The 21,295-nt window shown below is 44.9% G+C and carries 17 protein-coding genes; 3 read left to right on the top strand and 14 right to left on the bottom strand.

Annotated features, from left to right (window positions below; translation table 11 throughout):
• Positions 1 to 46: 46 nt before the first annotated feature.
• From B2746_RS16015 to B2746_RS15990, 6 genes are read right to left on the bottom strand one after another with little or no spacing between them, the layout of a single operon-like run.
• Positions 47 to 856 (bottom strand): carbohydrate-binding family 9-like protein, encoded by an 810-nt coding sequence (locus B2746_RS16015; RefSeq protein WP_290795925.1) that lies wholly within the window; start codon positions 854 to 856, stop codon positions 47 to 49.
• A gap of 6 nt (positions 857 to 862) precedes the next feature.
• A complete protein-coding gene (locus B2746_RS16010) occupies positions 863 to 2,116 on the bottom strand; it encodes an amidohydrolase/deacetylase family metallohydrolase (RefSeq protein WP_290795923.1) in 1,254 nt (417 codons plus the stop codon).
• Complete coding sequence (locus tag B2746_RS16005; protein ID WP_290795921.1) at positions 2,113 to 3,318, bottom strand: selenocysteine synthase; 1,206 nt, start codon at positions 3,316 to 3,318, stop codon at positions 2,113 to 2,115. Before B2746_RS16005 ends, B2746_RS16010 begins: the two co-directional genes overlap by 4 nt.
• A gap of 22 nt (positions 3,319 to 3,340) precedes the next feature.
• Positions 3,341 to 4,084, bottom strand: coding sequence for a DUF4974 domain-containing protein (locus tag B2746_RS16000; RefSeq protein ID WP_290795919.1), 744 nt, complete (start codon positions 4,082 to 4,084; stop codon positions 3,341 to 3,343).
• Positions 4,084 to 4,626 (bottom strand): RNA polymerase sigma factor, encoded by a 543-nt coding sequence (locus tag B2746_RS15995; protein WP_290795917.1) that lies wholly within the window; start codon positions 4,624 to 4,626, stop codon positions 4,084 to 4,086. The genes B2746_RS16000 and B2746_RS15995 overlap by 1 nt, the downstream gene beginning before the upstream one ends.
• 17 nt (positions 4,627 to 4,643) lie before the next feature.
• Entirely contained in the window at positions 4,644 to 6,380 is a 1,737-nt protein-coding gene (locus B2746_RS15990; protein ID WP_290795915.1) for a c-type cytochrome, read from the bottom strand.
• A 274-nt stretch (positions 6,381 to 6,654) separates the two neighbouring features.
• Here B2746_RS15990 and B2746_RS15985 point away from each other — a divergent pair, with 274 nt between their 5' ends.
• On the top strand, positions 6,655 to 8,196 hold the full coding sequence (locus tag B2746_RS15985; protein ID WP_290795913.1) for a SulP family inorganic anion transporter: 1,542 nt from the start codon (positions 6,655 to 6,657) through the stop codon (positions 8,194 to 8,196).
• Between the two features lie 64 nt (positions 8,197 to 8,260).
• Here B2746_RS15985 and B2746_RS15980 read toward each other — a convergent pair whose 3' ends face one another.
• Entirely contained in the window at positions 8,261 to 9,667 is a 1,407-nt protein-coding gene (locus B2746_RS15980) for a glycoside hydrolase family 32 protein (protein WP_290795911.1), read from the bottom strand.
• A 121-nt stretch (positions 9,668 to 9,788) separates the two neighbouring features.
• Here B2746_RS15980 and B2746_RS15975 point away from each other — a divergent pair, with 121 nt between their 5' ends.
• Positions 9,789 to 10,616, top strand: coding sequence for a hypothetical protein (locus tag B2746_RS15975; protein WP_290795908.1), 828 nt, complete (start codon positions 9,789 to 9,791; stop codon positions 10,614 to 10,616).
• A 64-nt stretch (positions 10,617 to 10,680) separates the two neighbouring features.
• Here B2746_RS15975 and B2746_RS15970 read toward each other — a convergent pair whose 3' ends face one another.
• The 6 genes from B2746_RS15970 to B2746_RS15945 all read right to left on the bottom strand — a co-directional run bounded on the left by B2746_RS15970 (position 10,681) and on the right by B2746_RS15945 (position 19,900).
• Positions 10,681 to 11,787 (bottom strand): 2-aminoethylphosphonate--pyruvate transaminase, encoded by a 1,107-nt coding sequence (locus B2746_RS15970; protein ID WP_290795906.1) that lies wholly within the window; start codon positions 11,785 to 11,787, stop codon positions 10,681 to 10,683.
• A gap of 11 nt (positions 11,788 to 11,798) precedes the next feature.
• Positions 11,799 to 13,106, bottom strand: a complete 1,308-nt coding sequence (locus tag B2746_RS15965) for a DUF5690 family protein (RefSeq protein WP_290795904.1) — start codon at positions 13,104 to 13,106, stop codon at positions 11,799 to 11,801.
• A 9-nt stretch (positions 13,107 to 13,115) separates the two neighbouring features.
• On the bottom strand, positions 13,116 to 14,552 hold the full coding sequence (gene phnY / locus B2746_RS15960; RefSeq protein WP_290795902.1) for a phosphonoacetaldehyde dehydrogenase: 1,437 nt from the start codon (positions 14,550 to 14,552) through the stop codon (positions 13,116 to 13,118).
• A gap of 9 nt (positions 14,553 to 14,561) precedes the next feature.
• Complete coding sequence (gene phnA / locus B2746_RS15955; protein WP_290795900.1) at positions 14,562 to 15,800, bottom strand: phosphonoacetate hydrolase; 1,239 nt, start codon at positions 15,798 to 15,800, stop codon at positions 14,562 to 14,564.
• 111 nt (positions 15,801 to 15,911) lie between these two features.
• A complete protein-coding gene (locus B2746_RS15950) occupies positions 15,912 to 16,490 on the bottom strand; it encodes a helix-turn-helix domain-containing protein (RefSeq protein ID WP_290795898.1) in 579 nt (192 codons plus the stop codon).
• 8 nt (positions 16,491 to 16,498) lie between these two features.
• Positions 16,499 to 19,900, bottom strand: coding sequence for a HEAT repeat domain-containing protein (locus tag B2746_RS15945; protein WP_290795896.1), 3,402 nt, complete (start codon positions 19,898 to 19,900; stop codon positions 16,499 to 16,501).
• Positions 19,901 to 20,007: 107 nt separating this feature from the next.
• Between B2746_RS15945 and B2746_RS15940 the strand changes: the two genes are divergently transcribed.
• Entirely contained in the window at positions 20,008 to 21,135 is a 1,128-nt protein-coding gene (locus tag B2746_RS15940; protein ID WP_290795894.1) for an SGNH/GDSL hydrolase family protein, read from the top strand.
• Here the strand turns inward: B2746_RS15940 and B2746_RS15935 are convergent.
• Positions 21,104 to 21,295, bottom strand: a complete 192-nt coding sequence (locus tag B2746_RS15935; RefSeq protein ID WP_290795891.1) for a hypothetical protein — start codon at positions 21,293 to 21,295, stop codon at positions 21,104 to 21,106. The two genes, B2746_RS15940 and B2746_RS15935, sit on opposite strands and share 32 nt — an antisense overlap.

Here is a 21,295-nt window from a genome sequence, read left to right as displayed (position 1 = left end):
CGTATTGGTAGTAGGGAGTATACAAACTGCCTTATCCCCTAGTTGTTTAGTTTTTATTTTTTTCAGCAAACCGTACATAACCCCAGTGTTCGGGCAAATGAAGGTTCACTGAACCCTGTGGTGCCCAAACAAAATAGACGGGCGGCAATGCCCGGCCATCATTCCCGGTTTTTTTCCGGTATGCTCCCTGCACCACATCGAGTGCCCAGGTAACATGTGAAAAATTCATGCGCCATTCCTGTCCGCCTATTTTATCAGAGGGAAGGATTGGTTTCAATTCTGCAAAAGGGATAGCCAGCTCAACCTCCCATCCTTTATCCTGATCACCGGGCTTATTGAGGGTACCATGCAGGCGGATGGCTTTTTTTACACCGGGCAAATCAAAACTGCCCACCTGCTTACCTCCATCACGGTAAGGTTTGGTCAGCATCAGCTCCCAAACCGTCCCATAGGCATTGATCTGAAACTCTGCATAATTATTCCTGTCCCCATCCGGATCGATAAAAATCTCCAGCGCATGATCCATAAAAATAGTTGCATCATGTGTTTTCAGGGTAGCCCATAAATCAGTTTGAACCAGACTGGCAAATACATAGAGGTATTGCTCATCCCAGCATAGTTTCAGTTTTGAATCAATCGATGGAGCATTCACACCGCCTTTTATTTCGCGAAAACTGGCTGTATAAGGGAGGGATGACCAAACCGATTCCGTCGCTTTCCCGTCAATCTGCATGGTTTCATTGGTGCGCCAGGCGGTATACTTCGGAGGATCCGCCCTTTGTTGTGCCACTACCGGTACTGCGCAAACGAAATAACAGCCCAGAATAGTAAGAAAAAAAATAACCCGAACCACCATAGCCCTTTATTTCGAGTAAGATACCACAATTGGTCGTGCAATTCCATTCAGATCATAGACAATTTTACCGGCCCGGATGGTCATTTCACAAACCAGTTTTTGTTTGGATGTAATCTTCGTGCCGGTCCGATCCCAGAATCCAAAATCACCTGCTGCTACTTGCAAAATTGCAAGATCCGCCTCTGCACCAACTGTCAAATGTCCCAGATCATTTCGCTGGATGGCCTGCGCCGAAGCCCAGGTACTGGCATTGATAACTGCTTTCAGGTCCATTTTTAAAGCTAGAAAAGTGGACATCACGTGGAGCTGATCCTTCATCGCACTGTTCATACTGCCAATATGCAAATCTGTGCTGATGGTATTGGGAAAAAATCCTGCTTTGGTGGCCGGTATCGCCTGTGAAAAAGCAAAACTCGCGCCACCATACCCCACATCAAAAATGATTCCTGCTTCCTGTGCTTTTTTTACAAAGGGTTTTAATTGTTTGGTTGCCGGATCCACAATTGGCTCCCGACGGTTTAATTCCGTAAATGCATGTGTATAGATATCGCCCTTGCGCAAATGTTTAAAGAATAATTCTTCGATCGATAAAGGAGGATGATCACCACCTCCAAAATCAATGATAACAGGGAGTTTAGCCATCCTGCCTGCTTCCACTGCTCTGTCTACCGGAATCCATTCTTCTGGTTCGTAATGCGCTACCTTGAACCCAACAATGTGTTCAGGGTATTGTTTGGCAACTGCTGCTGCCATACGTGCATTCATATCTGTGGTATCCTGCTCCCATGCTCCACCCCGCATTCCTTCGCCAACAATATTTAAGAAAGATAGCACCCGCGTAATACTGTGATCAATAATATTCCGCTTGAAGACCGAAAAATTCTTCCAGCCGGCACCACCGCAATCCACTGCGGTGGTCACACCGTTTCGAAGTGTAAACCCATCTGGTGCCACGGCAACCAAACCATTGCTCAGGTAATGATCGGGTTCGGTTCCAAAAAAATGATGCCCATGGATATCGATCAATCCGGGTACCACCAGCATACCTGCTGCCATCACTACCTGCCTCGCACCTGCAGTGTCCAATTGCTTTTGGATGGTGGCAATTTTTCCATCCCGGATGCCAATATCCATTATTTGATCAATGCCATTTTTGGGATCAATCACCCGCCCACCTTTGATTACAATTGAAAAGGATTGTGCCTGCACAGTTCCAGTTATCAGCAGCATCCAGCAGCATAGAACGATCAGGTATTTCATGCCGATTTATTTAATTCTTCCAGAATGCGTTTGGCCACCATTTTATATTCGCCATCACGCAACATAAAAACAGTCAGACTGATTCCTTTCTCATTGCTTAGGACTTCAATAGAGGGAGACCCATTTCGTAAGGCCAATTGAAGATCAGCCGGCTTCAACTTGAGCTGTTCCTGCTCCCATTGGATCTGTAAAGTTGGGGTATGATTGGCCAACGGCGGCACTACAATTTCCGTATGTACACCCGCTCTTTTTTTAGCCACGGCACTGATATGTTCCACCTGATTCATCCAGGAAGTCCATTCTTTATCATGATCCATACTGATGTATTTCTCCAGCGCAGCAAGCATACCTACAATTTCCTCCTTGTTCACTTTCATGCCTCTTCCAATGGTTCCGCCACGTGGAGGTGCGCTCATCCTCGCAGCTTTGATCAGGTCTTTTCGACCCATTAATATTCCGGCACTTTGCGGACCGCGTAGTGCTTTGCCTCCTGAAATACAAACCAGGTCAAATCCCATTTCATTAAAGCGCCAGAGATTTTCCACCGGAGGTACGTCTGCAGCTATATCAATCATGACGGGAATCGCATGATTCTTCCCTGCTGCCACCCATTCCTGATGCGTAAGCTTCCCCAGGTTTGCATGTGCATTCAAAAACCAAAGCATGGCTGTTGATTCACCTATCGCATTCTCCAGTTCTTCTCTGGTTTCAATTTCAATAATTCGTACACCTGTATTCGTTAGTGCATGTACATATCCGCTGTTATGCGATTTTTGTACAATCACTTCTGATTTCATTCCATCCAGCCGGGGCAATGCTGCAATTTTTTTTGGATCCGTACCTGTTAACACCCCTGCCATTCCCAATACCATGGCCGACCAGCAACCGGCTGTTACTGTGGCCGCTTCTGCCTTGCAAATTTGGGCAATCCGTTCTCCCACCTTATCCTGCACTTCATCCAGCATTATATAGGATTTTGAAACAGCATTGATTGCCTCCATTACTTCCGGATACATAAGGGAAGCGGTCATGGCAGTATAGGTACCGGCTGCATTAATAAAGGAGCGAAGGCCGAGTTCTTTAATATAATCTTTTTTTAAGGCTGATTCCTTTTCTTCTGCCAGAACCGGCATTCCGCTTACAGTTAAACCGGCACCCAACGGAGCAACGGATAGATACCTTAATAAGTCCCTTCTTTTCATATGCTTTTTTTAAAAACCAACCTTATGTTTTGGCACTGATCCATATTTTTTTACCCTCCATACTGGCTTCAAACAAGCCGGAGGAAACCAATAACTGCAGCACCATTTTAATATTTAACCCGTTTGAAATAAACCCGGAAAATTGCTGATCCGGCAACACCCCGGCTATCTGAAAATCCACTTTATATGTATGGGTCAGCACTGCCAGCAAGCGCTTCATATCGGCTTCTTCAAAAACAAGAAATTGTTGGTTATCCGGGGAGGGCAGTTGCTGCATTAATTGTTGCGCATTCATCCGAACAGATTCAAACCGCAGGTAACCCTCTTCGGTTGTATTGACACAGCTTGCAAAGAAGGCAGCCCCTTCCTCTTTATTATTCGGCTGAACATAAAATGCAGCCAGCATTGCAGGTGGCAGCTCTTCCTGCACCCTTAAACTTGCTTCGGTACAACGATGCACCAGAGAAGCTGGTTTTAGGTAAAAATAAAAAGATGAAGCAAACAATAGAATAAAACAACCAATGGCCAGTTGCCGAACCCAGTTGATCGCCGGTATAGCAGGTACTGATCCGGCATCCTCTTTCAATCTTTTTTGTAAAGCGAGAAGTTGTATTTCTTTTCTTTCCTTTAAATTGGCAAACTCTTCTTCAGCTGTATCTTCTGCTTCTTTGCGTTCCATAGTTTCCATCAGCCGCATAGCAGCAGCTTCCTCCAATTCTCCTTTCAGGAAACGATCAAGTACTGATATGAAATTGGATGGTTCCATTAGGTAAAGCCAAGTGAATAACGCAATTCACGCAATGCTTTGGTTAAATGATTCTCGACGGTTTTCGGGGAAATTTGCAATAGTACCGCAATCTCTTTGTGACTCAATTGCTCTTCCCTGCTCAGCTTATAGACCTGTTTACATTTGGCAGAGAGTTGGTTCACAATTAAATTGACATGATCCATCAGTTCTTTTTGTTCTATTTGCTCCTGACTGGTAGCCAGCTGATATTGCTTTTCAATTGCATCAAATGCATCTGCGTGAATTTTACCAGTTTTGATTTTACGGATCACTTCATAGCGAACCGAAGCTGATAAATAAGCTGATAAGGAGACCGTTATTTTCAATCCCTGCCGATTGTTCCAAATGCGCACAAATATTTCCTGAATTATATCTTCACAGGCAGGCTGATCTTTCAAGAGCGCATACGCTTTCCGATACATTAATTCCCAATAGCGATTGTACAGAATAGCCAGTGCTTCTTCATTGTTGTTGCGAAGCCGGATCAGCAGTTCGTCATCCTGAATGGTTGCTTCCCCCATGTAGTTGGTTTTAATCGTTATTTAGCTCCAGACTGGGTACTGATTTCTTTTCTCAACTCCCTCACTTCTTCGGTGGATATCGGACCTGCACTATTTCCAAAATTCTGCCGGATATAACTGAGCACCTGCGCCACTTCCTCATCCTGCAAAAAACGGTGTTGCGGCATATTGGAATTATAGGGTTTGCCATTCACTTCAATCGGTCCGTCCATTCCCAGCAATACCAGGCGGATCAACCGGCTTTTATCTCCTGTCACCCAATCCGTATTATTCAGGGGCGGAAACCTGTTCCCGTCTCCCTGTCCATTCTTCTGGTGACAACCACTGCAATAGCGATTGTAAATCTTCTCACTGTTGGATACCATGCCTGCTTCAAGATCGTCTTTTTTTAGATCAGGTGTACGGATATGTGCGAGTTCTTTTCTGGCTTCCATCGCAGCCAGTTGTTTTTTACCGAATTTCTTTTTGCCCGTATACAACACCCGCCAGATTTTCCCCTGTTCGGTATCACTGAGGTATAGTGAGCCGTCCGGCCCCATACTGATACCCATTGGCCGATAGCGGGCATTGTTCACATTTATAATGGGATCCACTTCTGCAAAGCCATCAGCAAACACCTCCCATTCACCTGTAGCTTTGTTATTCTTAAATGGAACAAAAACGATGATATAACCCGACTGCGGGTAGGGTGCCCTGTTAGTTGAGCCATGGAAGGCAATGAAGGCTCCGTTTTTATAGTGCTCCGGAAACTGACTACCGGTATAAAAAAACAGATCATTGGGTGCCCAATGCCCGGGAAAACCAATAACCGGATCCACATATTTTCCGGAACTGTCGGCGATCTTTCCATCTCCCCCATATTCCGGTGCGAGTATGCGCTTTCCAGCCAGCTGATCATAATAATAATAGGGCCATCCCGCATCATCACCTTCCTTAATTTTCAGGAATTCTTCGGAGGGCAACATCGCACTTTGCCAGGGTGTATAAATTTCCGGGTATAAGCGATACAGATCATCTCTTCCATGATGCACCACATACAGAGCATCGTCCGCCCTATTCCAGTCCATCCCCACAATACTGCGTAATCCGGTTGCATAACGTACCCCGTCTTTCTGTGTCTGGTTAAGTTTATTGGCATCAAATTTCCAAACGCCGCCATGGTCATCCAGCCAGGGACAGGGATTTACTCCCGGTGAACCGGGCACCCGGTTTTTCTCCTGGCAATTATTATTGGGAGCACCAAAAGCCACATAAATATTTCCCTTCTTATCAAAGGTGATGGGTTTGGCAATATGTTCATGCCGGCCATGTGCATGGTCATCGATCACAATGGTTTCTATCGGTCCGGTTGGAACCAATTGAGTCGGATCCAGTTTCTGACGAAATACATTCAGTTCAGAGCTGAAATAAATATAACCATTGTAGACCCGCATGGCTGTTCCATAACTTCCGCGATCCTGATAATCACCGAATTTCACCAGCTGATCCGCCTTGCCATCTTTATCCGTATCACGAATGGCCATATTGCCGCCAATGCTGTCGGGGAACCTGAGTTTTACATAAATATCTCCGTTGGTATTGACAGCGATATGCCGCGCTTTTTCAGCCAGGCTGTCCACCACTACCAGGGCTTCAAATCCATCCGGCAAAACCAGTCCGCCATTATCCGGATCTGGCACTGGTAAGAGCACAGGAATCGTACTGGAAGATAAAACCAGTAGCACTACTAATCCGAGCAGTTGGATGCGCCTCATAATGGGGAGCGATTTAATTTTGGTAGAAGCCGCCTGAGTATGTTACCAAATCGATTATTTTGTAACCACGATACAGGCAATCTTTCCATAGAGTCAAAAAACGGGTTGATCCCCTAGTTGTTTTTCCCTACCTTCGCGGGCATGACATCATTTGCTATCAATTTTATGGCTACTCCACATTAGTAAATATTCCTCCTTCTTGTCCATCCACTTTTTTGCAAGTGGATAATTTGTTTTGCCCTTATTTAATGTATTAAAAATCTGCTCCATTCATATGAAAGGAATATTTAACCTATTTGACTTCTCACAAAAAGTAAATTACAAGAACGAAATTTTATCGGGATTAACGGTGGCCATGGCACTGATACCCGAAGCGGTAGCATTTGCGCTGATTGCCGGCTTATCTCCTTTAACCGGCCTTTACGCTGCTTTCACGATAGGCCTGGTGACATCTGTATTTGGTGGCCGTCCGGGTATGATTTCTGGTGCAACCGGGGCAATAGCAGTAGTGATAATAGCGCTTGCTAAAACACATGGAGTAGAATTTATTTTCGCCACTGTAGTGCTGGCGGGCATTATTCAGGTGGCAGCCGGCTTACTTCAACTGGGTAAATTCATTCGTTTGGTTCCCCACCCGGTTATGTTTGGATTTGTGAACGGGTTGGCCATTGTGATTTTCATGTCGCAATTGGTACAATTTCAGGAACCAGGGACAGATGGGGTTAGTCATTGGATGTCAGGTAATGGCCTTTATCTCATGCTGGGATTAGTACTTTTAACCATGCTAATCATTTGGGGATTGCCAAAACTTACTAAAGCAGTACCCTCTTCCCTTGCTGCAATATTAGTAATCAGCGGTATTGTGATCGGATTTGGAATTGACACCCGTACCGTGGGCGATATAGCTTCAATCAAAGGTGGCTTCCCTCCCTTTCATATTCCGGCAGTGCCACTAAACTTCGAGACACTGCAAATTATCTTCCCCTATGCTGCTATAGTTGCTGGCGTGGGATTAATTGAAAGTCTGCTAACCCTCAACCTGGTGGATGAAATCACCGGCACAAGAGGCAGGAGTAATAAAGAAGCCGTAGCCCAGGGGGCAGCCAATATTGTTACCGGCTTTTTTTCCGGTATGGGCGGATGTGCTATGATTGGTCAGAGTCTGATCAATATCAGTTCGGGTGCCCGTGCCCGTTTGTCAGGGATTGTTGCCTCAGTAATGCTGCTGGTCTTTATCATGTTCGGCTCTTCCCTGATTGAACAAATTCCAATGGCCGCATTAACCGGGGTGATGATTATGGTTGCGATTGGTACGTTCGAATGGGCAAGCATCCGGATGATTGGTAAAATGCCCGCCCACGATATTTTTGTTGGAATGCTGGTTGCCGCCATAACTGTATTATTACACAATCTTGCTTTAGCCGTGCTGATTGGCGTAATCATTTCAGCCCTTGTATTTGCCTGGGAAAGTGCCAAACGAATCCGTGCCCGTAAATACACCGATGCTGAAGGCATCAAACATTATGAAATTTTCGGTCCGCTTTTCTTTGGTTCCATAGCTGCTTTCAATGAAAAATTTGATGTGGCAAATGATCCGCCAATGGTAATTGTCGACTTTAAAGAGAGCCGCGTAAATGATATGAGCGCCATTGAAGCACTGAATAAATTAACGGAACGCTATAAGCAGGCAGGCAAGGAATTGCATCTCCGGCACCTAAGTGAGGATTGCCAGCAGCTCCTGAAAAACGCAGGCGCCATCATAGAGGTAAACGTTCTGGAAGATCCACACTATAAAATAGCCACCGACAAACGCTAAACCCCATTCACCATTCACCATTCACGATTCACTATTCACTATTCATCATTCACTTCCCCCTCTCCTATTTCCTTTCCGCAATTGAATAATCGCTGGTTGGAAATACGATCGCAGTCATAACTGTCAATCCATCATCTGCAAACAATTCCACCGAACTATGGTCCAGCACAACCGTCAGGTTCATAGAATCAGCGGTTGCTATCCTCGGCGCATATTGAATCTTAGCAAAATCAGTATGAAAACCAGCTTCTCCGGCATTACTGCGGTCAATAAAATACCGGTTGGATGCTTTGTCATAACCAAGCTTCAACACCTCCCCTTCCTTATTCGAAAAACTCCATTCCATTTGACCAACCGGCACAGTTCCCATCTCAATTTTTATGGGCAGCGAAATACGCTCTGCCTGTTCAATTGAAGTTTCGGCTATAACACCCAATTCTTTCGGGAGATTGGATTTCAAATATAACTCTGCCCCTACCTGCTGCAAATCCAATTCCCGCACCAGTGTTGTTGCGCTGCGCCAATTTTTCGTTGGCACCAGATTCGCATACATCCAGTTACTCATCCATCCAATCAGTAATTTCCGATCACCGGTATTGGACCAGGTGATTCCGGCATAATTATCCGTTCCATAATCCATCCAACGCGTATCTGTATGCGAAGCAGTAAAATGTTGACCATCAAATGAACCAACAAAATATTGGGTACCGGAACCGCCATTGGGTGCACCCGGATTAATATTTACAAGCAACACCCAATGCTCCTTTCCCTCTTTTTTAAAAGGGATCAGATCCGGACATTCCCAAACACCTCCATGTGCACCGGCTTCTGCACCAAAGGAGGATTCATAGGTCCAGTTTTTTAAATCAGGTGATGAATAAAATTCAATATGATCTTTTACTGCCAGCGTCATAATCCATTTAGACCGGGAAGAGTACCACATCACTTTGGGATCCCGAAAATCGGTCCCCTCCGGTTTCCGCAATACCGGATTCCCCTCGTATTTGATCCAGGTAACACCGGCATCATTACTAAAAGCCAGACTCTGGTATTGAAAATCTTTACCCTGCGCTTTTTCATTTTCGGAAGAATGATGTGTAAAAATCGCCACCAGGGGGCCCTTCCCATCTTTACCAAGGCCCGAACTGTTTTGTTCATCATACACCGCACTTCCAGAAAAGATCCAACCCAACGAATCAGGAAACAACTTGATCGATTGCTCTTCCCAATGTACCAGATCAGTACTGGTAGCATGCCCCCAATGCATGGGGCCCCATACCGTACTATCCGGATAATGTTGAAAAAAAAGATGATATACCCCTTCGTGATACACCATTCCATTCGGGTCATTCATCCAGCCGGACTTGGGGGTAAAATGAATCTGCGGACGGTATTTTTCTGGTGCAGAATTACAGGAAACAACTGCAACATACAATAAAACAAAGGCAGAGATGATTGAGTACCTGTTCATGGCTGAGCAATTAATTGGTAAGGGATATCCTGAAAATACAGATAATTCCTGGTGACAATCCAATCCGCAGCGGCAAAATATAAGTACAGGATCCGGAACATCCATTTAAAAATTGAGCAATATGAAATACAAAACAAAAAGCAGCCTGCTGTTAATGGCAGCCATAGCAATGAGTACCGCATTCACCAGTTGTCAGAAAGAAGACTGGCAACCACTGAAAGATGCCATTGAAGATGCCGGTAATACCGGTGGAAATACAGGCACTCCAACACCAAGTTCTTCGGCCATTTTACTGGTGATTGATGAAGAAAGCATTGATAATGGCAATGCACCCAATAATTTCTCCGAAACGGATGTAAACGATCAGATCGCCAATTTAGGACAACGCAGTACCCTCCGCTATTTTAAAAATAATATTGGCAAATCCATCAATCTTTACTCCGGTGAAGTGGGTGATGAAGGATGGCATGCCATAAAATCCATTCCCGCCAGTTGGAAATCAGCCGGACCAACCAATAGCGGGGCACAGAATTTCCTGAAAGCAGGCCCTGGTTTGGGTGGAGGAAATGACGACCGTGAAGTATTGCTCGACAAAATTCCGAATGTAACGCCCTTAAGAGCTACCGGATTAAAAATGCTGATCGGACAAACGGTATTGGCTGTTGTTTATGATGGCGATATCAGCATCAATTATGGTCCGCTTAATGGAAACCTGCAGGGTGCCAATCTTGGACTGGTAGCATTAAAGATAGAAGCCGTAACTAAAAGGACCGATGGATCCAGTGGCTCTTTGCCCATCATAAAAGTAAAAATCATGAATGTGGAATCGGCCAAAGCAGCACCGCTGAAATTATTCAGCAATGCCCCTGCACCCCGTTCTTCTTCCGAACCCTATGATATAACCCCTCCCGCAACCGTATCAACTATTAGTTTGACCAATGCTCCATAGTTGTTTTTCGTTTAGGTTCTGACCGACAAAAAAAAGGCTGCAGTTTTTTCTGCAGCCTTTCGTTTTATACAGTTATGTTCATTTCTTCGAGCACCTCTTTAATTGCTCGCAACAGGGCTTCAATATCTTTCGGGAAAATATACCCGATATTCCCAATCCGGAAAGCATCCATCAGACTCAGCTTACCCGGATAAATCACCAATCCGCGATCACTCAGGGCCCGGTAAAACTGCATGAAATCAAAATTGGGATCCTGCGGATACAGGAAGGAACTGATAATATGCCCCTGTATGGAATGATCGAGGTAATACCTGAAGCCCATTTCCTGCATGCCTTTATCGAGCATGGCTTTATTCTTTTTATATCGCGCTTCTCTTGCAGCAATTCCACCTTCCGCATCCAATTCCCGAATCGCCTGACGAAAAGCCAGTAAACTATGTGTGGGCGGCGTAAATCGGAATTGGCCATTTTTACCCAGTCCATTCCATTGATCATAGAGATCCAGACTCAGGCTCCTTGCATTACCTTCTGCTTTCAACAGTTCCGATTTTTTGCACAACACAAAAGAAAATCCGGGTACCCCTTCAATACATTTATTGGAGGAAGAAACGAGGAAATCAATCTGCAATGCCTTCATATCCATCACCACACCACCAAAACTGCTCATCGCATCAACAATAAATACTTTTCCATTCTCTTTACAGATGGCACCTATTTTATCAATGGGATTAAACAATCCGGTGGTGGTTTCACTGTGAATGCAGGCAACATGCGTAACCGCTGGATGTTCTTTCAGCAAAGCAGCAACCACATCCGGATGTACAATTTCATTCTCCGGAAAACTATGTACAAGATAATTGAGTCCATGTACTTTCGCCATCTTCACAATCCGCTCACCGTAAGCACCATTCACCAAAACAAGCAGGGTATCTTTTTTACCCACCACTGAACTGATTACAGCTTCCACCCCAAAGGTTCCGGAACCCTGCATCAAAACACATTCATATCCCAATTCTTCCGAAACAAATCCAAGACGAAGTAATTCAGAACGAATCTCTTTTACAACAGTAATAAATTCATCATCACGTGAACCCAGGTCACGTTGCATCGCTTCTTTTACAGTGGGTGAAGTGGACAATGGTCCGGGTGTAAACAATAATTTATCCTTCATTGTTATGGTATTTAATAGATAGAAAAGTCTTGTATTTTTTTAGCAATGGGACTTTGTATCCCGAGTTTCCGGTTAAAGAAAAATGAAATCACAAATAGTAAAACGAAGCAAAGAATGGTGGTGAAATAACTGAAGTTCAGCAGCACCCTGCTCCATTGCAGATCACGCATGAAAAACTGCTTATAGAGTAATAAACCAACACTTCCCAAATAACCGATAGAATCACAGATATAGATAAAAAATCCGGCATTGGCTTTCAGCTTAAACAAGGCAATGATGCGCTCAAAAACTGCCACCTGTATGGGAATATAGGCGAGAAACAAACCCATCCCCAGCAATAGCATCCACCAATAAGGTTCTATTAATTTATTCTGAAAAAGCAAGGATGCACCGCCACTCAACAAAATGCCAAAACCCATTAATTGAAGGGTTAGCCAAAACCCTTTGATATTGTTCCGAAAAAAAGACAAAGATCCTACCAAAACAATCACAACAACACCTGTAACAAGTTCAGTCTGACTAAAGACGGCAATATCCCTGCTTGGCTGAATCTCATCCCATATTTCAACTGAAAAATTATCCCGGAAATCGCGCAGGGTAGCCAGCAAAGAATAGAGTACCACCATGCTGCCAATGCCCCATCCAAGGTTCTTCATTACCTGTTTCTTATCCGCATTGCTCATCGGCAATCGTTCCACCCTAAGTAGTTTGTCGGTTTCAGAGGGAGGTGGTATCCGCGATAACATCCACACAAAAAATAAAAACAGCGGAAGAAACAAAGCACCAATAAAAGCAGGCATCCAGAATTCCGATATTCCGGGAACTATTCGAACAATAAACAGATAAATGGTTTTAAGTATTCCAGAGGAAACAATGAGACTGATACTGAGCCCCATACCCAAAGTTTCCGTAAATCTTCGTCCTTCCAGACAACTGAACACAATTCCCCATACCATACCCAGCGGCAATCCATTGAAAAACAGGAAGATGATATTATAAGGGGATGACACCAACCCAAAGCCCAACAGACTGATTTCTGCAATCAGGATTAAACTAACAATCAGGACTATGCGACGGGAAGCAGCCAGTTCGGAAATCACTTTTATTCCCATAAACTTGGACAACATATATCCCAAAACCTGTGCAATAATGAGTACTGCCTTATAATTCATCCCCAGCCATTCCATGCCGGCATAAGTACCTGCATTAAATGGTTTCCGGAAAGCATAGACGCAAAAATAGGCGCCAAACGCAGCCACCATCGACCAGGCAATAAACAGAAAGCGGGAACTTTCCAGTTTTCGGGTTAAGGCATTCATGCGTATAGTTTACCAGGGCAATGAATAGGTTTTCACATAACTGAAACATTTCATTGCCTCAATTACGCCTTCCTTGATACCCAGGCCCGAATCCTTCACACCACCAAAGGGCGAAGATTCAATCCGGTATCCGGGCACTTCATTAATATTGACGGTACCCATCCGCAGTTCCTTCACAAATCGAATGGCATGGGCCATATTATTCGTAACAACTCCGGACGATAAACCGAAGGCAGTGGAATTACTGATGGCAATAGCTTCCTCAATGGTGCTGAATTTAATTACAGGAGCCAAAGGACCAAAGGATTCCTGCACCACCATCCGGGCATGATTTGGAACATTTGAAATCACCGTTGGTTCCAGCAATGCGCCGGTTCTTTTTCCACCGAACGCTACTTTAGCACCTAACGCCACCGCTTCTTTGGTAACTGCTTCCAGGTAAATAGCAGATGCTTCGTCAATTACAGTACCTACAATAGTTGATTCATCAGCCGGATCACCGGATTTATATTCTGCCGCCTTAACCACCAGTTTTTCTACAAAAGCATCATAGATACAATCCTGTACCAATATGCGCTTTACAGCCGTGCATCGCTGTCCGCTGTTTTTGAAGGAACCTTCTGCTGCCAGTGTTACTGCCAGGTTCATATCGGCATCTTCCAAAACAATCAGGGGATCATTTCCACCTAATTCAAGAATCACTTTTTTATATCCGGCCGTTGCTGCAATATGTTTTCCCACCGCTACACTTCCGGTAAAGGAAACCAATTCCACCTGTGGATGTTTCACCAGGGGCTCTGCAATTTCTTTGGTTGGCCCCAGTAACACACTCAGCATATAAGTTGGTAATCCTGCTTCGTATAAAAGCTCTACCAGCGCAATAGCTGTTAAGGGTGTTTTTTCCGATGGTTTTAAAATAACCGGTGTTCCCATTGCAATTGCCGGTATTATTTTATGCACCACCTGGTTCAGCGGATGATTGAATGGTGTAATGCAGAGTGCCAGTGTCAGTGGTTCGCGCTGTGTAAAGATCTTCCGCGCCTTTCCATTGGGAGAAATATCACAACTAAAAATCTGCCCATCGTCTTTTAATGTTTCCATCGCTGCAAACATCAATACATCGTGCGCACGTCCGGTTTCATAACGCGCATCGCGAATACATAAGCCTGCTTCAGCACTGATCAGTTGCGCAAATTTTTCTTTCCGCTCCATCAACAGCAATCTTGTTTTATCAATGATCGTATAGCGCTCGAAACGGGTCATTTTTTTTCCGCCTTTCAACGCCACGGCCACCGCTCTTTCCGCATCGTCTGCATTCGCTAAAGACACCCTTCCAACTACCCTGTTATCATAGGGCGATTTAACTTCATGAAATGTATCGGAGCTGATTTTTTCTCCATCTATATAACAAAACCAATCAGCAACCGGAGTTGTATTTGCACTCATACAATTTGTTTAAACTATGGTACCATTAATGGTGAAATCGAAAATGTCAAAATTGCGCGGATCTCCACCTGCCTTCAAACGGTAAGCTGGTGTTAAGGGATGAGAGAGCACCATCGGCACCATCTCTTCGTACCGTCCACCATGTGAACGTAAGGTACCATCCAACGCTGCCAGATCGTGATAGGAAGCTTTTCTACCCAATACCACATCACGGGCCGACAATACCACCAGATCCCCAATGCGGTCTGCCGGCTGCTCCAGTAAATGAGCGGCCATTGCACGATCGTACACTTCGGTTATACCGGGCTGTTGCATCAGCCATGTTTTAACTTCTTCCACTCTGTCCAGCGCATCCAGATGTACCACCACATAGGAACCTAATGCACCATGGTGTTTTACATATGGATCGGTAATGGGACAAATCACCCGGAAACCAAGATCACCAAATTGCTGCTCCAGGATCTCCTCTACAAAAAGCACATTCGGTGTTCCGTCAGCTTTCACTTTCGCATTCATCCCATGATCGGCTGTTGCTCCAACCACTGCGCCCAAGTCCATCAACTCACCAATCAGCCGATCCTGCGCTTCATAAAAATCAAGCGATTCCGGTGCTTCCTGTGCATAAGTATGTTGCATATAATCTGTGAACGACAGATACAGAAAATCTGCCAGTCCCTGTTTAATAAATTCCACACCTGCTTTCAGTACAAATAAACTGGCATCTGCACTGTAAATAGCCGGAGTAGGCACCCCCACAATTGCTTCCACTCCTTCAATGCCATGCGTTTCCATTTTAGCCTGATTGGCTTTCTCTGCAGAAATTGCGATCCCCTTCATTTCATAAGATAATATATCGCGTAATTTTTCTTTTGCTGTTACCACTGCCACCTTTCTTCCTGCATTCGCAGCTGCCGCCAGAATAGTGGAAGAACGCAGATAGGAAGCTGAATTCATCATCACTTCCTGCTTTAATTGCGGATCATATAAATAGTTACCACAAATACCGTGAACAGCCGGAGAAACGCCTGTTACAATGGAGGAGTTATTTACATTGGTAAAAGAAGGCAATGCCCCGCGTACCATGCCACGATATCCTGACCTCGTCATTTTCTGCATATTGGGCATACGGCCATGTGCCATGGTTGTATCCAGGTATTCATCTGCAGAACCATCCATGCAAATGACCACGATAGGTTTTGCAGGTGGATTGTACTGGCGTCCATTCAATGTAAATGGCGTTGTATTCATTTCGGCTTGTTTAGTAGTATAAAACTTTTTGTTTAGTATAAATATACAGCAAATAAACAAAAAGCTTTTGAATTAGCAAGTTTTTTTCCTGTTAGGGAATTATTAAGAAGCTTATTTATTGATAAAAAAGTAGACAACGAGCATCAGGGTATCAGCAACACCCGGATTGGAAAGTCGATGCCCCAGGCGGCCATCAAAGAAAATGGAATCCCCCTGTTCAAGGCGGTATTGCTGCCCCTCAATATCATATTGGAGGCTTCCCTGGATAACATATTTGAATTCGTAGGCTTCGGTATGTACCACCTTTTTCCGGCTGGCACCTTTTTTCAGGCTGAGTAATACGATATCGGTACTACCGCCTGTAAGTGTACGCGTAAGAATCCGTTTGTAATCAAATCCTTTATCAGACTCTTTCTCGATTGATTTATAATTTTCCTTTCGTACGATTACCACGCCGGTTTGTCCGGCTGCTGATTTCAATTCATCGAAAAAATCAGCCAGGTCAATCTCCAATGCAAAAATTACTTTCATCAGTACAGGTAAGGAAGGGATTGCCCGGTTATTTTCAATTTGCGAGATCAATCCCTTACTTACTTCTGCCCTGTTGGCCAATTCCTGGACCGTAATATCTTTCGCTTTTCGAACTTCCTTAATCTTATTGCTTATCTGTATGAGCAGGTCTTCTTGCATTGTTCAAATTACAATTCTGCAAGGAAACTTACCACATCTCTTATTTCTTTTTTCGAAAGTACATCGCCCATATTTGGCATACTGGATGCTGCATCAATCCTTTTTTCAATCTGCGCTTTCTCAAATTTCTCCGGTGCGGCATCACCTGATTTGACCAACAGATATTGTTCCTTATCTTCTACCAGCACACCGGATATGGTTTTACCATCTTTGAGTTTCAGGGTTACCATGCCATAACCGGGTGCCAGCCGCGCACCCGGATCCACCAACGCTTCCAGCAATTGCAGGCGGGTAATCCGCCTGGACACATCATTCAAACGCGGACCGGCATTGCCACCATAATCATCGATCGCATGACAGCGGATGCATTGTGCTGCCTGATTCCGATAAAAAATCCGACGGCCCCGTTCTGCCTGTCCGCCATAAAGTGCAGCTGAATATTTTGCCAGCGAATTACCCTGGTCAATTTTAGCCAGAATGCCGTTTAATTTTTGTTTCAAAACAGGTGAACCGGAACTGTCAATCGCCTCTTCCAATTCAATCCTTATATCTGGAGATAATTTACCTGCTTCCAGTTTGTTTAACTGTTCTTCAAAAACGACCTGTGAGTTTGCAACAGGAACGGTTCCAAGCGTTAGCAGGGCTGCCTGTTTTTCTTCAGTAGATTTGGTATTAATAACATCCGCAAGCAACCTTGTCATCAGATCAGCCGGCAGCGGTGTTTTCCCAAGCAGATCAATCCCTGCAACACGAACTTCTTTTTCTTTATCAGATAATGCCTGCCGGATAGCTTCCCCCATGGTTTCCACTTTCAAACCAGACAAGGCTAACAGGGCTGCTCGTCGAACTTTTGCATCTTTATCATTTTTTAGCACGGCACCCAAGGCTGGAGCTGCAGGTTTGATCTCAAGCTTACTGATGGCCTGTGCTGCTGCCAGCCGAACCCCAGCATCTTTGTTCGTAAGCAGCGCAATCAGGGGGGCTTCAGCCTGCGTTCTCACCTGGCCAGGATCCCGCTCTACCTTCCCTCTCAACCGCCCGTCTACCCGATCCAGAACCGAAGGTTTTGTCCAGGTACTCAGTGCAGCAACCGCTTCCACGCGCATTGGTGCAGGCTTATCATTCGCTCCGGCATAAGTAAGCAGGTTTTTCAGGGAGCTTTCTGCTCCCACCCTCAGGTTGGCATTAATTGCCCGGCGTATCAGTGCTTCATTGGTAAACCTTGTAGCAACCAGCAGGTCACCAAGGGCTGGTAATGCTTTTGGAATAGAAAGATCATCATTGATTGCGCGGGCGGTTTCCGTAACTATAAACTCATCTGCATCGGAAAGAAAAACGGCAATACCCGGATCCGCCATTCTTCTCAATGCCACCACTGCAGCAATACGTACCGCTCTTGAAGGGTCTTTTGCCAAAGCCAATACCGGTGCTGCATTTCCAATTCTGGCAAGCGCCAGACTACCGGCATGACGCAGGTAAACATCTTCGTCATTATTGGCTCTTAGCATATCAATGATAGGTTGTACTGCAGATGGATGTGCTATTCGTCCCAATGCTTCTGCAGCAAAGAAACGTACGCGTCCGGAAGTATCTTTCAGCAGTGGCAGAATTGCATCACCCGCTTCTTTGTATTTGATATCTCCCAGCCATTTTGCCACCTGGCTTCTGATTTCGGCATCAGCATCTTTGAGGTAAGGAACAAGGACTTTTGCCTGCGATGCTTCTTTTCTGGCAAGCTGACAAATTCCCCAGATAGCATGCACCCTGGCCAGTTGTCGACTCGTTTGTTTTAATTCTTTTTCAAAAACCGGTAGGGATGCCGTTCCTCTTTTCGCCAGTTCAAACTGAGCTTTCATACGCACCCGCATATCTTCATGTCCTAAGAGAACAGCGAGCTCTTCCGGTTTTTGCTGACTGAAATCAGCCCTCAGCAATGCTTTGGTCTGTTTACGAAGTTCAGTTGCCGCTGCGGCAGCATCATCCAGTTTCCAGATTCTGCCAAACAAACCGGTTCCCCATCCATCAATCCAGTCCGCGATATATAAAGCACCATCCGGACCAAAATCCAAACCTGTTGGAAGTATTCCGCCCACTACTTTTTTGGTAGATCCCAATTCAAATCCTGCTCCTTTTGGATTCAACGTAAATCCATGCACCCCGGAACCTGCTGCATTCCCAACAAACTCTGCCACAAAAAAATGATTCTTGTATTGAGGTCCCATGGCAGTACCCGGATTATAAACAAAACCAGCCGGACCGCTCACATAATTCGTTATGCAGGGCGTAATATAGGCTGCCTGCCCCTCCCAACGTGGCAGGTACATCTTCTCATCCATCCACACTTTATAGGTATTATTATCCGGGTCATTGTATTTTCCATATTGCCAGTTGGAACGCCAGCCGGCATCGGATCCGTTTACTATATAAACCAGCCGCTCTTTTTCGCCGGCATGATCCCCGTCATTGTCTTCACTTACCAGGTTACCGTATTGATCAAAGGCGAATTCATGAGTATTCCGAAGTCCGTGTGCAAAGATTTCAAAATCTGATCCATCCGGATTGGAACGGGCAATCACGCCACTATTGGGATGTTCCCATTTGGTGCCATCCGGCCCCTGCCCATTGAAACCGATATCACCAATCTGCCAGTAGATTTTTCCATCCGGCCCCATTTCAACACCTGACATACCATGTCCGCTGAACCCAATATGAATGCCGTATCCGGTAGAGATCGATGTTTTTTCATCCGGAATACCATCCCCGTTTTTATCACGCATCCGCCAGAGGTCAGGGGCCACCGTAACATACATATCATTTCCATCCACGAGTACGCCACCGGCCACATCCGTGACCTCATCATGGAAATCATCCACCACTAATTGCGATTGATCCGCTACACCATCTCCATTGGTATCATCCAGCTTAAATACATTTTCTTTTTCAATGGTAAGATCACGCCAGTCGCGGGAGCTGTCTCCATTTACATCCGTCAGCCATCCGTTTCTGGCACTGTTTTCCGGCGACAATTCTTCGTGCAGAAATTTTCGTCTATCCTCCACCGTTTGTAAGGAGATGGAGGCAATTTCCCAATCCCGATGCCCCCGGATATCAAATTCCGAATTCACCTGACGATTGGTTTTGGTATAATACACGGAGCCCTTATCATCAATATCAATGGCGATGGGAGAAATCACCAGAGAATCAATTCCCCATAGTGACATTGTCAAATTACTTCCGCTGTCCACCGCGGGTTTAATCAGGCTGGCAACCGAATCGGCAAAGCGACTGGTATAGGCCGGATCGTATGATTTGGGAGGGGGAATTTTATCTGCAGCTTCTTTACATGAAAAAAGCAGGGTCAAAGCTCCTGCTGCGAGGCAACCATATTTCATTACTAATACTTTGGTCATTTAGGAATAGATGTAAAAATTACGCTTTTTACCGGGAGCAGCAAAGAACCTGCGCAATTTGATAAAATTCAGGTAAAAATCGTGAAGGAAGCTCTAATTTAGCGCGCATGAAATGGATGATCTCCCCTCTGCTTGCCTGCCTGCTTTATGTTAGCAATCCTTCAGCCAGCATCGCCCAATCAACTACTACAATCACCTGGAATAATCCGGCCATGGCCAATCAACCTGTCATAGAAGGCCGCCTCTGGCAAAACAATCTGGATCAATTTTATGATCGCCTGCCGGCTAAAGCCATTGGCCTGGTTCGTAAAGAAGTAATGGGATTAGCACGCAACTCAGCCGGCACCTACCTTCGTTTCAGCACCGACGCTAAAAAAATGAATATCCGGTACCAGGTAACAGGCGGATTGCAATTCCCCCATATGCCGGCTACCGGTGTAAGCGGAATCGACCTGTATGCTCTGGATCAAAAAGATAACTGGCATTGGGTGCGAGGTCACTATAGTTTTGGTGATACCATCCGATATAATTTCCCAGCTATAGACTCTTCCATTTCAATTCAGGAATACCGTCTCTATCTGCCCTTATACAATACTGTTAGATGGATGGAAATTGGCGTAGCGGAAGACAAACCACTGGTTTGGCTAGAACCGAATAAAGATGCACCCATTGTATTATATGGCACATCTATTTTACAGGGAGCCTGTGCTACAAGAGCAGGTCTTGCCTGGACAAATATTTTAGGCAGAAAATTGTCCACACCTTTTGTTAATCTGGGCTTTTCAGGTAATGGCCGGATGGAGAAAGAAGTAATTGATCTGATAGCAGAACATCCGGCTAAACTGGTGGTGCTTGATTGTATGCCGAACCTGAGCGATCTCAAACTTTATCCAAAAGAAGAATTGTTAAAGCGATATCAGTACGCTGTTCAAGCACTCCGGGAAAAAAATCCGGGCCTGCCAATTATTCTGACTGAACATTGTTGCGGATTACCCGGCACCAATATGGATGCTGCTCAACGCACCGGGTTTGATCAGGGAAGTAAAACAGTAGCTGAAATTTATCGGCACTTGAAAAAAGAAGGGATAAAAAATATTCATATCCTAAAAGCACCCGCCATCGGATTTGATATGGAAAGTACGGTAGACGGCGTACATCCCAACGATATCGGCATGATGAAATATGCAGCTGCTTACGAAAAAATTATTCGGCAGATTTTGCGGAATCTTCAGTAACATTTTTTTCAGGATATCCATCCTTCGATTCTTCATAGCTGCCCATCTGCTCATTTTGATTATCGCGATAGGAAGGAGTTGATTTTGCAAAATAGGAGGACTTCCTTCTGGCAGTTTTTCTGCGTTTACGTAAGGTGGTATGAGTTGTAGAATTTTTCAT

The sequence above is a fragment of the Flavihumibacter sp. UBA7668 genome, assembly GCF_002483205.1.
In the GTDB taxonomy this organism is placed as follows: Bacteria; Bacteroidota; Bacteroidia; order Chitinophagales; family Chitinophagaceae; genus Flavihumibacter.
This window is presented reverse-complemented; position numbering and strand designations above follow the sequence as displayed.

Excerpts from the sequence above, each read along its gene's own strand:
- B2746_RS16015 (WP_290795925.1), bottom strand. The coding sequence starts at position 856 with ATGGTGGTTCGGGTTATTTTTTTTCTTACTATTCTGGGCTGTTATTTC.
- B2746_RS16010 (WP_290795923.1), bottom strand. The coding sequence starts at position 2,116 with ATGAAATACCTGATCGTTCTATGCTGCTGGATGCTGCTGATAACTGGA.
- B2746_RS16005 (WP_290795921.1), bottom strand. The coding sequence starts at position 3,318 with ATGAAAAGAAGGGACTTATTAAGGTATCTATCCGTTGCTCCGTTGGGT.
- B2746_RS16000 (WP_290795919.1), bottom strand. The coding sequence starts at position 4,084 with ATGGAACCATCCAATTTCATATCAGTACTTGATCGTTTCCTGAAAGGA.
- B2746_RS15995 (WP_290795917.1), bottom strand. The coding sequence starts at position 4,626 with ATGGGGGAAGCAACCATTCAGGATGACGAACTGCTGATCCGGCTTCGC.
- B2746_RS15990 (WP_290795915.1), bottom strand. The coding sequence starts at position 6,380 with ATGAGGCGCATCCAACTGCTCGGATTAGTAGTGCTACTGGTTTTATCT.
- B2746_RS15985 (WP_290795913.1), top strand. The coding sequence starts at position 6,655 with ATGAAAGGAATATTTAACCTATTTGACTTCTCACAAAAAGTAAATTAC.
- B2746_RS15980 (WP_290795911.1), bottom strand. The coding sequence starts at position 9,667 with ATGAACAGGTACTCAATCATCTCTGCCTTTGTTTTATTGTATGTTGCA.
- B2746_RS15975 (WP_290795908.1), top strand. The coding sequence starts at position 9,789 with ATGAAATACAAAACAAAAAGCAGCCTGCTGTTAATGGCAGCCATAGCA.
- B2746_RS15970 (WP_290795906.1), bottom strand. The coding sequence starts at position 11,787 with ATGAAGGATAAATTATTGTTTACACCCGGACCATTGTCCACTTCACCC.
- B2746_RS15965 (WP_290795904.1), bottom strand. The coding sequence starts at position 13,106 with ATGAATGCCTTAACCCGAAAACTGGAAAGTTCCCGCTTTCTGTTTATT.
- phnY (WP_290795902.1), bottom strand. The coding sequence starts at position 14,552 with ATGAGTGCAAATACAACTCCGGTTGCTGATTGGTTTTGTTATATAGAT.
- phnA (WP_290795900.1), bottom strand. The coding sequence starts at position 15,800 with ATGAATACAACGCCATTTACATTGAATGGACGCCAGTACAATCCACCT.
- B2746_RS15950 (WP_290795898.1), bottom strand. The coding sequence starts at position 16,490 with ATGCAAGAAGACCTGCTCATACAGATAAGCAATAAGATTAAGGAAGTT.
- B2746_RS15945 (WP_290795896.1), bottom strand. The coding sequence starts at position 19,900 with ATGACCAAAGTATTAGTAATGAAATATGGTTGCCTCGCAGCAGGAGCT.
- B2746_RS15940 (WP_290795894.1), top strand. The coding sequence starts at position 20,008 with ATGAAATGGATGATCTCCCCTCTGCTTGCCTGCCTGCTTTATGTTAGC.
- B2746_RS15935 (WP_290795891.1), bottom strand. The coding sequence starts at position 21,295 with ATGAAAAATTCTACAACTCATACCACCTTACGTAAACGCAGAAAAACT.